Here is a 13,993-nt window from a genome sequence, read left to right on the forward strand (position 1 = left end):
ATTCAGTGTTGCTCCACCTCAAGCTTTCGCTGCAAAAGCAGAAGTTAACGAAAAACAGATTACACCAGGACTTCGAGAAGCGATTGATAACTTCCTCAAAAAAAGAGAAGAAGCAATTAATAATGGAGATTTTAGCAGTCTACCGTTTGATAAAATAGATGAAACAGCCATTTATTTTCGATATATTAACGATGTTCAAAATTTTACAATAACAAATTACGAAACGTCTTATGATATGAAAGGTATAACTGAAAACAAGGATAACTATGAGGTACATATTTACCTGATCCAAGAATTTGTTGTAAATAACTCGATTGAGTCTGGTTTTGCAGATGATGTGAAGGTGGTGCTTAATAAGCCTGCTGCATCATTGAATAAGAATAGCCTTGTCAATGACTCAAATGAAACGTCAAATGATTTTGAAATTGTAAAAATGTCTTCTGACACCCTTGAAACAGATTTAAGTAGTGAGGATGTAATCAAGAAGGGGAAAGATTTTAAGGCTAAAATGAAAAAACAAAATACAAAAAAACAACTATCGATTGAAGCTCCAGAAGGTGCTGCCCTAGCTTCATATTCTTACGATGGATCGGAAGCTGCTGATTATGCCTTGGAGTATGCTTTAAATCCAAATCCTAATTACTACACCTGGAACAACGATTGCACAAACTTTGTTTCTCAAGCACTGAATTATGGTGGGATTCCCGAAAGAGGTACTACATCAGGTAACTATAAAAAATGGTATTATCGTGATAGATAGGACGTCTCTAACAGTTGGATTAATGTCGATGATTTCTACGAAGTAGCTACAAACTCGTATACGATCTTCGGGTCAGATTTGGATTACGCAAGTGAGCTTAGTCTAGGAGATGTAGTTCAATACGACATCGATAGCGATGGAGACTGGAACCACACTGCCATCGTAACTAAACTCACAAATAATGGTCGATACGATATTCCCCTTGTCTCTTATCATTCTTCCAATAGAAAAAATGTCGCTTGGGATTATTTTGTTTCAAAGTACGATGAGTGTGATTACAGATTAATTGATATCCATGAGTAAGAGGTTGAGTTAGTTTTAACTGGATAGAAAAACCCGTCTCCTATGATTAAGAGACGGGTTTGCGAGTGGTTGATACTATTCATGCCCTGCGGCTTTGTACTATAGGCGAAAAAAGGGTTGACTTTCCGGTATTTTGGTATGTAATTAATACGGATAGCTGCAACTCTTTTTTGAGGTGATGAACGTTGGAAGACGGCGTCTATGTCCTGATCAAAAAAGGCGATCCGGAGCTTGTGCAAAAACGCCAGTTTCTTCGTCAGGATGAGTACACCATTGGACGGAGAGGGAGCCAACTTGCGCCTGACATCGCTTTTTCCAGCCCATACGTGTCGAGACGGCATGCCGTGATCCGCAAGATCGGCAATAGCTATACGATTTCCGATCTGGACAGCAAGCATGGAACAGAAGTCAACGGGCAGAGCGTCCGCCAAGCGCCGCAGCCGTTATTTCACGGCGATCTGATCAGCCTTGCCAAAGGAGTCGTCGAGCTGGTCTTTTTTGCGGAGGGCAGTGAGTTGGACGTGACCAGGGAATTTTCTTTTCCGCTGGTGCAATCGATGGTTTCGACTGTTTCCACGACAGGATTGGTCATCAACCTGGAGCGGCGCGAGATTCGCCTGGATGGTGCGAGGATTCATTTGACAGGAAAAGATATGGATTTGCTGATGCTTTTGTATCAACGGGCCAATCAGGCAGTCAGCTATGAGGAAATCATGGTGTCGATCTGGCCGGAAAGAATGATTTACACAGACAATAGCGTGCCGGATGTGGGACGCGCCGAAATCAATGCGCTCGTGTACCGTTTGCGCAAACGGCTGGGCAAGTACGGGGAAAAGGTCACCACGATTCCTCGCTTCGGCTATATGTGGGAAGATTGAACAAGGGAGACGAGCCAGTGGTCTCCTTTTTTCCATGCGCTTTTTCCTGTTGAATTGTCTGACACTTATCATTTGTTTGTGAGTGTGATCTGATGATTTCATCAGTTTTCTTCCATTTATTCTCTAATCCGGCTGGTTTATCGTGGGAAAGGGAAGGTGAGGAACTGGTGAAAAAGGCTTGGATATGTTTTTGGAGTGTCTTTCTCGTAATTCTTTCGGGATTTGTCTTCCTTTTTTGGGACTATTGGAAGGAAGGGCCGAAAACGGACGGGGAAATGGCGAAGGCGGCGTTTACCGCTTATACGACGAATTGGAAAAATCAGCAGTTTGCACATATGTACGAACAGCTTTCACTGGATACAAAGGCAAAGGTGACAAAAGACGAGTTCGTTTCACGATACGAGAACATTTACGGCGGGATCGAAGCCAAACCGATCCTCGTCGAGCCGCTTTACAACGGAGATGTCGTCCCGACTGAGGATGGGAAAATCAACTTCCATTACCAGATCAAGCTGGACACATTCGTCGAACCGATTTCGTTTACAGGAAAAGCAACCTTGATCAAAGAGACGCAAAACGACAAAAAAGATTGGTACATCCATTGGAATCCTTCCTTTTTATTTCCCGGCATGCAGGAGGGGGATAAGGTGCGCGCCAACACGCTGTATCCGAAGCGGGGAGAAATATTGGACCGGGCCGGACGCAGGCTGGCTACGAGCCGGATCGTGGTCGATGTCGGGATTCGTCCAGATGAATGGAGCAAAACGCCTCCAGCCGGGAGGACACAAGTCAGCAAGCTGTTGCAAATACCGCTGGCAAACCTGATGAGTGTGGTGAGTGCCAATGCGGGGAAGTCTGGCTCGTTTGTCCGCATCGCAACTTTGCCGGAGGATGATGCACGCCTGCAAACTTTGCAACAAACCGCGAGCATCGTTTTGCAGAAAAAGCAGGTCAGGTACTACCCGTATCAGGCTGCGGCGGCTCATTTGGTCGGCTACACGGGTGCGATTAGCCAGGAGGAGTACGAAAAGCGCAAAGACATGGGCTACCGCGCCTCGGATATCATCGGCAAGGCGGGGCTGGAACAGCTTTTTGAACAGCAATTGCGCGGGGAATCCGGCGGCCGGATCGCGATTGTCGGTGCAGACGGGACGGTGAAAAAAATCGTGGCGGAGCAACCCGCCAAAAACGGGCAGCCACTCGCCCTGACGATCGACGCTACTGTTCAGCAAACGATTTACAGCGAGTTCAAGCAGGATGCTGGGACAGCCGCAGCGATTTCGCCCGCGACGGGAGAAGTTTTGGCGCTGGTCAGCTCGCCTTCGTATGATCCAAACGCATTTGTGCTCGGCATGTCGACAGAAGAGTGGAAAAAGCTCAATGACGATCCGGGCAAGCCTTTGCTGAATCGCTTTGCCCGCGGCTTTGCGCCAGGGTCTACCTTCAAGCCGCTTACCGCGGCAATGGGACTTGCGACTGGAGCGATTACGCCAGCCGATACTGTTTCGGTCAAAGGACTGCATTGGCAAAAGGACGCCTCCTGGGGCGCATACGAAGTGACACGGGTGAGTGACTACGGAGCGCCCGTCGACCTGAAAAAAGCACTCGTCTACTCGGACAATATTTATTTTGCCAAGGCGGCGCTGTCCATCGGGGAGGAGCCGTTCGTGGCACAGGGAAAGCAGCTTGGCTTTGACGAGGCGGTGCCGATCCCGTATCCGCTCGATCCGTCCCGGCTTGCCAACAACGGCATGAGAAACGAGATCCAGTTGGCAGACTCGGGCTATGGGCAGGGCGAGGTGACAATGACGCCGCTTCACTTGGCGCTCGTGTACAGCGCTTTTGTCAACGAGGGAAACATCGTGTACCCGTCGCTGCTTCAGGGCGAGCAAAAAGAGCGGTATTGGAAGCGTGAAGCGATTCCGCCCCAAGTGGCAGCCATCGTCAGGGACGATCTTGTGCAGGTGATGGAAGACCCCCGCGGCACAGGCCGGGGAGCGCGCGTGCCGGGCATCCGCATGGCGGGCAAGACCGGCACCGCAGAATTGAAGCAAAAAAAGGGCGAGCAAGGACAGGAAAACGGTTGGTACGCGGTGTTCAATGTGGATGATCCGCGCCTGCTGGTCACGATGATGGTCGAGGACGTCAGAGGCCGCGGCGGCAGCCATGTGCTCGATGCGCGAATCAAGCGGATTTTTTCCAAGCTGTTGCAGGGCGTGGGGGCGTAAGCAGCATAGAGCAAGCGTTTCGTTTCGCTAGTTTCGCTAGGATAGAAGCAGAGAGAAAAGGACAGAGGAGCGGTGGGAGCAATGAGCAGGCGAGTAGAGGGTGAAAAGCAGATGAGATTGGCTGCGTGTACGGCTGCTTGGGGAATCGTCACGGAGCCGTCCGTGCAGAAAGCGGGTTTTTGTTTGCCTCGCTCGCGGTGTTCCGACAGCAAAAGACGCTGGAGAAAGCCGCAAGCGTGGAGCTGGTGGAAAAGCTGGAGAAACTCGTAGGGAACGCGAGTGCAACTGAGCGAGGGACTTGCTGCACATGAGCCGTTTTCAGTATGGACGGTTGTGTGCAGTTTTTTTGTGGGATTGTAGCGGAATGGAATGAAGTGGTCTGTTCACGCAGGGGGATTTGTACGGGAGCGGACTTGCCGTATTAAAGGAGAGTGATTTGTTTGGGGAGTTGGATGAAGGAAGTGGCGGTTGAAAGATATTTGCGTTTGTGGATGAAAAGTTGTTTGGGTGCTGGATCGTGTAAAGAAATGGATAGATGAGATGGGGGATAATGTTTTATTATAAGTATGAGGGCGAATGGTTAGCTTTTAGCGAGGAAAAAGAAATGAACAAGATGCGTACAGCCGATTTTCGAGGATAGGGCGTGATTTTTGACGAGAAGTGAATCCTCGAAAAAAGAGCGGGTTCTTGTTGGCAGTGAGTATGAGGAAAGCCTTGGCGTTATTGAGGTTAAGCATGGTAGTCAAAGTCGGTTACATTGGAGACCCGAGAAGTTAGGGGACTGAAACAGTCTGTCGGTTCTGGCTCGGGTTCGCTTGGCGTCGAGTTACATTGGAGACCCGAGAAGTTAGGGGACTGAAACACAAACAAAGTACCGCGATTTTGTCGAGCTGAAAGAGTTACATTGGAGACCCGAGAAGTTAGGGGACTGAAACTGGGCAACTCTATTGAGGTGCTTGACAACCTTTACTGTTACATTGGAGACCCGAGAAGTTAGGGGACTGAAACTTGAAAATAAAAAGACACCGACAGGCGTAGGAATTGGTTACATTGGAGACCCGAGAAGTTAGGGGACTGAAACGACGTTCAATCCGACGCATCTCTCTCATAACCAAATCGTTACATTGGAGACCCGAGAAGTTAGGGGACTGAAACTCCGTTTTAAGAAACCGAAACATGGTTCGCGGTCCCTGTTACATTGGAGACCCGAGAAGTTAGGGGACTGAAACAACGCTCGGCGCAACGCGACTGCACGTCCGATATGCGGTTACATTGGAGACCCGAGAAGTTAGGGGACTGAAACAATGAAGACTAGGACGACCATGGCAGACGCCAACGTTGTTACATTGGAGACCCGAGAAGTTAGGGGACTGAAACTCAATTTCCAAAGAGAAGCGAACCCTCTTATCTTCAAGTTACATTGGAGACCCGAGAAGTTAGGGGACTGAAACTCCAGAAGCGTTGGTGGACCTGCTCGCATTTCAAAAGGTTACATTGGAGACCCGAGAAGTTAGGGGACTGAAACGGCAAAACGGGAAGTCGTTAGGAAATGCTGTTCCTGGTTACATTGGAGACCCGAGAAGTTAGGGGACTGAAACGGTTGTTGCTTGGCAGAAAACAGCGGACATTGTGGCCAGTTACATTGAAGACCCGAAAAGTTAGGGGACTGAAACCATATAAGCTGGCTTCGCTGATTAAACTTGACGACATGTTACATTGAAGACCCGAAAAGTTAGGGGACTGAAACTCATCGCCTGGATAACGCTTCATTTTTTCCAGGATCTCGTTACATCGAAGACCCGAAAAGCAAGCGGAATTGAAACTAAGGCTCTTGCATTTTTGTTCGTATTTGGTTATCTCGTTATATTACAAATCCGAAAAAACAGAAGACTGTAACTAAGCTGGCCTTGCCTGCTCGCGATGCTCCGACAACAAAAGATGCTAGAGAAAGTAGATTTGATGGAAAAGATGGAAAAAATGGAAAAACTTATAAAAGACGCGAAAAAAGCTGCACGAGAGACTTGCTGCACATAAACCGTTTTCAATATGGACGGTTGTGTGCAGTTTTTTTGTGGGGATTGTAACAAAATACAAGCTACATCGTCTTACTAATGAAGCCTTAAACATAAATGGAAAAAATGTTGAAAATAGAAAAATTAAAGACTAATATGCAAAAAATTTCAAAATATTTTTAGCGAGGGGTATTGTTGAATAGAAAGCTTGTAGCAAGTTTTATTACTTCTTGCGTTGTTCTGGCGACAATCACTACTGCATTCGCAGCTACTCCGATGGGGATAGCACAATCAGAAGCGTCAATCAGTGGAAATCTGTCTACGGCAGGGGGAGAAAAACATTATGTAATATCTTCGTATGGTATTACGCGTGATATCTCCTCTAGAGTAAAATCTAGTGATATTAAGCAAATCATTTCCTTTGCTATTATTACTAGAAACGGGAAGAAAGTTTCCTCAAAAACAACAGAAGATTCCTATGTTAAATCTTTGAAAGCAAAGATTAGTAATCAGGAGGAATATGGAAAAGCGATATGGGAGGTAGCCGCCAGCGGGGATGTTTACTATACCGATGGGACAACAGATAGCGGTATTAATTATGAAGAACAGGAATTTAACGTAAAGTAAAGATGATGCATAGCTATGGGGGAGAGTATGGTTAAAAGTATTCTATCTATAGGATTGCTGGCATTTACTGTGTTCTCAGCAGCTACAGTTTATGCTGAAATGACAGAATTTTCATCGGACGTTTATATAGCGTCTGAAACATCTACAAAACATACGGCGGGATTTACCGCTATCACTGAATCTGATGTCAAGTGTGCAAAAATTACGGTGCAGTCTACTATCTATTTCAATGCAAAGAAGCAAGGTGAGACAGAAAGAGCAACCAATTATAATTCATATAAGGTCAAACAAACAGGAGAAAGGAAAGTAGTTAATCCTACGAAGAAAGGGTATTGGGAAATAAGCAGCTTTCATGAAGAATATGCAAAAAAGGAAGATAAATTGACAGAAGAAAATCACTCATACGATGATGCGATTTGGATGCCTTAATATAGTGAAAAGGAGATATTACCATGAAAAAATCGGTTTTATTTAGTGGAATTGCATTAGCTTTAGCGTTTTCCGTTATCGGTTATGCAAATGCAAGCAAGCAAGATGACATGGTGATTGTAAAACAAAGAATTGCAGAGTTTAAAGAAAAGGTTGACAATGACATTGCAAGCAGCTTTGACATTAATCTGGACGACTTGAAAAAGCTGGATCACAAAGAGGTTTTAAAAAGTGAAGAGTATAAGGGGATTGCTAAAATAGTAATGAATATCATGCTTGAGCAAGCAAACGGTGATGTAGTGCCAAGTATTTATATGGATGAAGAGAACAATGAGATGTACATTTTGGAAAAACAAGCGGATGGTACAAATATCTTGCATAAGTATAGCAAGAATAATGAAGGCTCTGATACTAAACGAACTGTTGGCGCAAAAAATATAGGCACAGATAAAGAGGGCTGGAATGAAATTAGCACGGAAAAAAGTGAGGGAAAAATCATAGACTTCGAAGAGGTAAAATAAGAGCAATTAAAACCCGCAATACCATTCTTGTCCTTTTGCAAAATAAATACAAAAAAGCGGCTAAGCAAAAAGCGCTGACCAACTATCGGTCAATGAAGTGCACCTCCTAAAATAGACATTGGATTAAACCTCCTGGTAGATCCGATGCAACCTAAGGGGTGTATTTTTGTTGAAAAAAAGCCCAGCCTTTAGAAGCTAACCTGACAAGTTCATGCTAGAATCCGTGCGGCTGCATAGAGAGAAAAGACAGACATACCATTGAATCATGAAGCATCCCTGAAACAGCAACAAACAGGTCAAACTATGTCACCCCTAAAAAACCATCCATACAGCAAATAAAAAGTACGACCGAAAATCCGGAAATCGCAGACAATCAATCAATCAATCAATCAGTTTAACCCTTCGACCCGTCGAGAGAGCCTTTACGCTTTTTACGGCCTCCTTTGTTTTCCATCCCCGCTCCCTGATGCGCGGGGGCACGGCAGACGAGCTATAATAGTGGATAGCTAAAAGGGATACAGGAGAGGAGGGGCCAACGTTGCATGCTGACGAGGTTTATCGACAGTTCCGGCAGATGATTTTTCCGTGCAGAGCGTATCGCTTGTCACATGTGCTCACCAGGAGCCGCATTCGCTTCCGGCTTCTTCCTGCCAGCGCATCGGGTTTGTCAAAAGTCACAAAGGTACGCTGACAAGCAATGCGACCGAACAGGCTGTGGAGGCGGGCGATGTCGTTTTTCTCAGGCCGTGGACGGACACCTCCATTTGCGCGCAAGCGGGCAAGCAGCTGGAGGTCTTTTTGATCGAGTTTGCTTTTTGACGGAGGCAGCATCGTCCGGGACGGAGCGGATTTTTCTCCAGGGAACAGCCGATTTCCCGCTGGAAAAGTCGTTTCACGTGCGCAGCCATTCGCAGGTTTTGGATTTGATGGAGGAACTGCACAAAAGTCTGGATGCATTCGCGCATGTTCAAGACGCTCAAAGGTGTGAGCTTTTCCGACTATATAACCCGTTTGCGGATCGACCGGGCAAAGGTGCTGCTAGAGTTGCCAGCCAGCCGCTTGCGGGAAGTGGAGCAAAGCGCTGGCCGGAGCTTGTGTCGCGGTTGTCGGTTCGATCGGATTTGTCGGCTTGCTTGCTCCGCACATGGCTGGCAGGCTGGTCGGGGGCAAGCGCATTTTGCTGCTTCCTGTAGCTGCCCTGCTCGGGGCCATTTTGCTGGTTGCAGCGGACGGACTGGGCAGATGGCTGCTGCCTCCGCTTGAGGTTCCGGTGGGCATCGTGACGGCTGTAATCGGTGCGCCGTACTTCCTTTACTTGATCGGCAAAGAAAAAAGCAGAAGCTGGTAAACAAACACAAAAAGCCCTGTCTTGCACACTGCTACGAGACGGGGCTTCTTGTGTTTTCCATATCGAGTCAACCGGGATTATCGCTTGTCCGCTTGGCGCAAAAACGCGCGGACGGTCTGTACGTATTCGTCTGTTTCTTCCAAATAGCCGAGATGGGAGCTGTGCTCCAACACATGCAGCCCGGCGTTTGGCACGAGCGACTGGTAGTAGCTTGTTGCTTCCGGGGTCGCCTCGTCGTAGCGACCGCACACAAACAGGGCAGGAATCGCGATTTCATGCAGCTTCGGCGTGTAATCAAACGTCTTGAGATTGCCTGTCGGGCAAAACTCGGACGGCCCCCACATCGTCATGTACACGTCTTTGTTGGCTTTCGCACGGCTTTGCGTCATGACTTCTGGCAACGGCTCCATGCGGCAAACGTGGCGCGCGTAGTATTGTTTCATCGCGTCCTGATACTCTTTGGAATCCGTCGTTCCTTGCTGTTCGTGCCGGGCAATCGTCTGCTGGACGTCTTCCGGCAGTTGGGCGATCAGCCGATCAGCGTCTTCTTTCCAGAGCTGGGCACGGAGGCAAGGACTGGAGAAAATCACGCTCGCAACGCCCGCAGGCTTAGCGTCAATCAAATAAGCCGCAGCCAGCATCGTTCCCCACGAATGGCCGAGAATATGAACCTCGGTCAAATCAAGCGCCTGTCGAATGCAGGCCAGCTCTTCTACAAAGCGCTCCGTTTTCCACAGCGAGGAGTCGGTCGGTCTGTCCGAGTTGCCCGAGCCGAGCTGGTCGTAAAAAATAACGGGACGCTCGTCGCCAAGCACGTGCAATGCAGACTGGAGCGGGTCGTGCGTGTTGCCAGGCCCGCCGTGCAACACGATCAGCGGAGTGTGATTGCCTGTGCCGACGCGGTTGTACCATACTTTTCCGCCAGGAACTTCGATGTAGCCTTCCTGCTTGTTCATCGTTTTTCATCCTCCACTTGTCACTCTTGTTGATCCAATTCTTTTTACCAATATACCATTTTTAGAAGATTTTTGCGTGAGTAGCTGTGTGCGTGCGCCAAGCGCATGATTTTACACTTTTTTTAGATTTCGTTTAGAACGCGTTTAGGCTTCCGCTTTATCATCGCTAGTAGAGAAAGTGAGGCTGCTTTCTACATGAAACTGGAGGGATGACTGGTGCGAAAAAAATGGCTGGCGGTGGCATTGGCGGTCGGAATCGGCGGGGTAGCGACGTGGGGGATGAGCGTTTCGGCGCAAGCGGACAACGGCGCACTGGAGTCGTACAAATCGGCGTTAAAGCAGACGAAAGAAGCAGGGAGCTTGACTGCGCACGCTCACCTGGAGTTGACAGACAACCAGACGAAGCTTTTTGCAGTCGACGGGGTGGCCAAAGTCGATCATGAGCAGAAGCTGGGCAGCGTGGATGGCACGTATGTCGATGCGAACGGCGAAGGAAGCTTTCAAGCATTTCGCGAGCCGACTCAAATGGTTTTTAAAAAAGGGGATCGCGATCTGTATCGCGTCATGGAGGCAATGGATTGGCAACAACAACAGCCTGAGCAGGATCAGCACGCTATGAGCAGCGCCATGATCGAGCAGGTGCACAAAACATTGTTCGGAAGCATGGAGAAATGGACGACGATGGAAAACTTGCCGGATGGCGGGAAACGAGTATCCTTGAAGCTCGACGAGGAGCAAATGCCTGTGTTCGCCAAAATGCTAGGCCCGATCATGTACGCGAAAATCGTTGAACGCAGCCAGGAAGCGAGGGCGGGTGAAGCCGAAAAAGGACTCGCGCTGGAGCTGCCCGCTTTGCAGGAAGACGTGCATCTGGAGCAAGTCGTGCTGAACGCGACGATCAACGAGCAAAACCAGATCGAGCAGCAAACAGCCAAGGTGGAGCTGGTCGGGACGGACGCTTCCGGCGTCGTGCATACGCTGCAACTGACTGTGGACGTCCACTTGTCGGATTTGGCAGCGACCACTCCCGAGCGCGTGGATTTGACGGGGAAACAAGTGGAGAAAGTGACTCGCGAAGAGATGCGCAGCCACTGGGCAAAAGGCGGCTGGCGGCACTAAGGCAGGGGCGTGCGTCTTTTGCCAGGCGCTGTAGTATAATGACAGCAATTATGCGCATCGGAGGAGAGGAACCATGTCAATCAAAACGAGGCTTTGGTTGTCTTATATCGCCATGATCGTCGTTCCGGTGGTCTGTTTTGGACTGGTCGCCTCGACTCTGGTGGCGGTTTTTTGGGGAGAGTCATTCCCGCGCGAAAAAGCACCGGGGAAACCGCTGTTTCGGCAAAACATGGACAGACGAGACGAGCTGTTTGCAGGAGTGGCCTTTTTGGCGCAGCACGATGCGGAGCGGTTGCTGGACAACAAGCTGCTGACCGAAACGGATGAGCAACTACGCCCGTTTGGCGGAGCATTCATATTGGCGAAAGAGGGAGCGGTGCTGTTCGCTTCTTCTTCCCTGGCTCAGGCCGATTTGCCGAAATACATGCAGTTCGCTGCGGTTGAAGAACGCCCGCGCCAGTGGCCGCCATGGGAAAGCGACAGGCATGTCGCCAGGACGTATGCGTTTTCCTTCGCCGACAAGAGTCAGGGCACTCTTTATTTTCTGGCTGACGACAGCTCCTTGTTTTCGTCAGGAATCTCTTTCTTTGCGCTCATGATCGTCAGCTTCCTCGTCATTATCGGGCTGACGAACGGGATTTTGACGTATTTGGTGTCCAAGAGCATCATCCGTCCGCTGTACGCGCTCAAACAGGCGGCTCACGAGATCAAGGAGGGCCATCTGGAGCGGCCTGTGCAACTCGGGCGAAAAGATGAGCTGGGCGAGCTGGGCGAGGCTTTTGAGGAGATGCGCGTCCGGTTGTACGACTCGATCCGCATGCAGCTACAATACGAGGAAAGCCGCAAAGAGCTGATTGCGAGCATCTCGCACGATTTGAAGACGCCGATTACCGGAATCAAGGCGTGCGTGGAGGCTGTGCTGGACGGAATTGCCGATACGCAGCCGAAACGGGAGAAATACATGCGGATGATCGCCAGCAAATCCGCGCAAATGGATCGGCTCATCGACGAGCTGCTTTTGTACTCGCGGCTGGACTTGAACCGTCTGCCTTTTCATCTGGAGCCGGTCAATATTCGGGCCTACCTGACCGATTGGGTGCAGGCGCTGCGTCTGGAGCCTGGTATGTCTGACGTACGGCTGAACGTCGCGGGGACAGAGGGCGGCCCGCTTGCCGTGATGGCAGATCGGGAAAAGCTGCATCGGGTGCTGATGAACATGATCGACAACAGCATGAAATACATGGACAAACCACTGAAACAAATCGACGTGCGAGTGGAGCGGACAGCAGACGAAGTTATTGTGACGATTGCCGACAATGGAGCGGGTATTGCGGAGGAAGCGATGCCGCACATTTTTGACCGCTTTTACCGGGCGGACCCTGCGCGCAACACGACAACGGGCGGCAGCGGACTGGGACTTGCGATCGTCAAGCAATTGGTAGAAGGGCACGGAGGACGCGTCTGGGCGCGCAGCGAGGTCGGCAGCGGAACGGACATCTGTTTTTCCTTGCCGCTGCAAAAAGGGACGGAAGGTGGAGCGGATGAAGCACATATTGATCGTTGAGGACGACACGGTAATCGCAGAGGTGGAAAAAGACTACCTGGAAGCAAACGGCTATACAGTCGAGGTCGCCCATTCGGGAGAGGTCGGCTTGCAAAAAGCGCTGACAGAGCCATACGATCTGATCATTCTCGACTTGATGCTGCCTGTGGTAGACGGCTTTGCCATTTTGCGCGAGGTGCGTGAAGCGAAAAACATCCCGATCCTGCTCGTCTCCGCCAAAAAAGAGGACATCGACAAGATCCGCGGCTTGGGGCTTGGCGCGGATGATCATATTAGCAAACCGTTCAGCCTGGGCGAACTGGTGGCGAGAGTAAAAGCGCACCTGGCCCGCTACGACCGCCTCGTTTCCGATGGTTCCCAGAGCCAGCGAGCGCCGCAGGACGAAATTCGCATGCGCGGCTTGCGGATCGACAAGCTCGCCCGCAAGGTGTACGTCCGTGGACAAGAAGTTGCCTTTACGTCGAAAGAATATGAGCTGCTGCTGTTTTTGGCGACGCATCCGAACTGGGTGTTCAGCAAAAACGATTTGTTCGAGAAAATTTGGGGACTGGATTCCCTTGGCGATATTGCTACCGTGACCGTGCACATCAGCAAGCTGCGCGAAAAAATCGAGATCGACCCGACGAAGCCGCAGTATATCGAAACGGTTTGGGGAGTCGGGTACCGTTTTCAACTGTAGGTGTAGCTATGTAGCTGCGGCGGCTCACAGAGGCTCAAAAGAGGTGAAGGCATGTACAAGCTGGGCATGAAAGGGAAGAAGTGGCTGCTGCTCCTGCATTTGCTCTTTTCAGCGATTATGCTGGGCGGAGCGGTTCTGTTTCTCGTTTTGAGCATCGTGGCGGCGAATACGGACGATGCCGGGGTATTTGCCGCCTGTTACACCGCGATGCACACCTTGGCGAAAACAAGCGTGCGCGCGTCGACCATCGGCACGATCGTCACAGGCGTGCTGCTTTCCGTCTGGACGCATTGGGGGCTGTTTCGCTATTACTGGCTCATCGCCAAAGAAGTGCTGACGCTCGTCACGATCCTGCTCGGCCCCGTCGCCATGTACGTCTGGACGTTGCCAGCGGTCAGCCTGGCCTGGGCGCAAGGGTTGGAAGCGATGGGCAATCCCGCGTTTATCGTCAACAGCGAAAAGCTCTGGATCGGGATTGTCTTGCAGCTGCTTTCGCTGATTCTGTTGTTTCTTTTGTCGGTGTTCAAGCCGTGGGGGAAACGAAAAAGCTGAACATACGTCTTTGTAAC

General features: G+C 49.8%; 12 protein-coding genes, 2 pseudogenes and 1 CRISPR repeat array. Of the genes and pseudogenes, 13 read left to right on the forward strand and 1 reads right to left on the reverse strand.

What is annotated here, in order from left to right; translation table 11 throughout:
* The first annotated feature begins 235 nt into the window (after positions 1 to 235).
* From IRJ17_RS10310 to IRJ17_RS10350, 9 genes and pseudogenes are all read left to right on the forward strand, one after another.
* Positions 236 to 1,063 (forward strand): annotated as a pseudogene (locus tag IRJ17_RS10310) (amidase domain-containing protein).
* A 185-nt stretch (positions 1,064 to 1,248) separates the two neighbouring features.
* Complete coding sequence (locus IRJ17_RS10315) at positions 1,249 to 1,941, forward strand: FHA domain-containing protein (protein ID WP_217022269.1); 693 nt, start codon at positions 1,249 to 1,251, stop codon at positions 1,939 to 1,941.
* A gap of 167 nt (positions 1,942 to 2,108) precedes the next feature.
* The gene (locus IRJ17_RS10320; RefSeq protein ID WP_242774537.1) at positions 2,109 to 4,169 is read left to right on the forward strand and encodes a penicillin-binding transpeptidase domain-containing protein; all 2,061 of its coding nucleotides are present in this window, start codon (positions 2,109 to 2,111) and stop codon (positions 4,167 to 4,169) included.
* A 125-nt stretch (positions 4,170 to 4,294) separates the two neighbouring features.
* The gene (locus tag IRJ17_RS10325; protein WP_242774539.1) at positions 4,295 to 4,480 is read left to right on the forward strand and encodes a hypothetical protein; all 186 of its coding nucleotides are present in this window, start codon (positions 4,295 to 4,297) and stop codon (positions 4,478 to 4,480) included.
* A gap of 440 nt (positions 4,481 to 4,920) precedes the next feature.
* Positions 4,921 to 5,916: direct repeats of the CRISPR family, unit length 37 nt; unit sequence GTTACATTGGAGACCCGAGAAGTTAGGGGACTGAAAC.
* A 460-nt stretch (positions 5,917 to 6,376) separates the two neighbouring features.
* A complete protein-coding gene (locus IRJ17_RS10330; RefSeq protein ID WP_063229941.1) occupies positions 6,377 to 6,808 on the forward strand; it encodes a hypothetical protein in 432 nt (143 codons plus the stop codon).
* Positions 6,809 to 6,835: 27 nt separating this feature from the next.
* The gene (locus IRJ17_RS10335; protein WP_122964616.1) at positions 6,836 to 7,237 is read left to right on the forward strand and encodes a hypothetical protein; all 402 of its coding nucleotides are present in this window, start codon (positions 6,836 to 6,838) and stop codon (positions 7,235 to 7,237) included.
* Positions 7,238 to 7,260: 23 nt separating this feature from the next.
* Positions 7,261 to 7,758, forward strand: a complete 498-nt coding sequence (locus IRJ17_RS10340; RefSeq protein WP_217022270.1) for a hypothetical protein — start codon at positions 7,261 to 7,263, stop codon at positions 7,756 to 7,758.
* Positions 7,759 to 8,343: 585 nt separating this feature from the next.
* Positions 8,344 to 8,577, forward strand: a complete 234-nt coding sequence (locus IRJ17_RS10345; RefSeq protein WP_242774541.1) for a hypothetical protein — start codon at positions 8,344 to 8,346, stop codon at positions 8,575 to 8,577.
* Between the two features lie 253 nt (positions 8,578 to 8,830).
* Positions 8,831 to 9,106: pseudogene (locus IRJ17_RS10350) on the forward strand (iron chelate uptake ABC transporter family permease subunit); the annotation flags it as partial.
* Between the two features lie 77 nt (positions 9,107 to 9,183).
* Here the strand turns inward: IRJ17_RS10350 and IRJ17_RS10355 are convergent.
* Positions 9,184 to 10,062, reverse strand: coding sequence for a proline iminopeptidase-family hydrolase (locus IRJ17_RS10355; protein ID WP_122964619.1), 879 nt, complete (start codon positions 10,060 to 10,062; stop codon positions 9,184 to 9,186).
* A gap of 216 nt (positions 10,063 to 10,278) precedes the next feature.
* Here IRJ17_RS10355 and IRJ17_RS10360 point away from each other — a divergent pair, with 216 nt between their 5' ends.
* The 4 genes from IRJ17_RS10360 (at position 10,279) to IRJ17_RS10375 (ending at position 13,976) form a co-directional block, all read left to right on the forward strand.
* Positions 10,279 to 11,181: a hypothetical protein gene (locus IRJ17_RS10360; RefSeq protein ID WP_242774543.1), complete on the forward strand. Its 903-nt coding sequence runs from the start codon at positions 10,279 to 10,281 to the stop codon at positions 11,179 to 11,181.
* Between the two features lie 73 nt (positions 11,182 to 11,254).
* Complete coding sequence (locus IRJ17_RS10365; protein ID WP_242774545.1) at positions 11,255 to 12,745, forward strand: sensor histidine kinase; 1,491 nt, start codon at positions 11,255 to 11,257, stop codon at positions 12,743 to 12,745.
* Positions 12,723 to 13,424: a response regulator transcription factor gene (locus IRJ17_RS10370; RefSeq protein WP_122964622.1), complete on the forward strand. Its 702-nt coding sequence runs from the start codon at positions 12,723 to 12,725 to the stop codon at positions 13,422 to 13,424. The genes IRJ17_RS10365 and IRJ17_RS10370 overlap by 23 nt, the downstream gene beginning before the upstream one ends.
* 51 nt (positions 13,425 to 13,475) lie before the next feature.
* Entirely contained in the window at positions 13,476 to 13,976 is a 501-nt protein-coding gene (locus IRJ17_RS10375; RefSeq protein WP_122964623.1) for a hypothetical protein, read from the forward strand.
* Positions 13,977 to 13,993: the final 17 nt, after the last annotated feature.

The sequence above is a fragment of the Brevibacillus parabrevis genome, from assembly GCF_022701015.1.
GTDB lineage: Bacteria > Bacillota > Bacilli > Brevibacillales > Brevibacillaceae > Brevibacillus > Brevibacillus parabrevis.

Bases quoted from the DNA above. Each gene is read 5' to 3' on its own strand.
- IRJ17_RS10375 (WP_122964623.1), top strand. From the start codon at position 13,476: ATGTACAAGCTGGGCATGAAAGGGAAGAAGTGGCTGCTGCTCCTGCAT.
- IRJ17_RS10365 (WP_242774545.1), top strand. From the start codon at position 11,255: ATGTCAATCAAAACGAGGCTTTGGTTGTCTTATATCGCCATGATCGTC.
- IRJ17_RS10370 (WP_122964622.1), top strand. From the start codon at position 12,723: ATGAAGCACATATTGATCGTTGAGGACGACACGGTAATCGCAGAGGTG.
- IRJ17_RS10355 (WP_122964619.1), bottom strand. From the start codon at position 10,062: ATGAACAAGCAGGAAGGCTACATCGAAGTTCCTGGCGGAAAAGTATGG.
- IRJ17_RS10335 (WP_122964616.1), top strand. From the start codon at position 6,836: ATGGTTAAAAGTATTCTATCTATAGGATTGCTGGCATTTACTGTGTTC.
- IRJ17_RS10340 (WP_217022270.1), top strand. From the start codon at position 7,261: ATGAAAAAATCGGTTTTATTTAGTGGAATTGCATTAGCTTTAGCGTTT.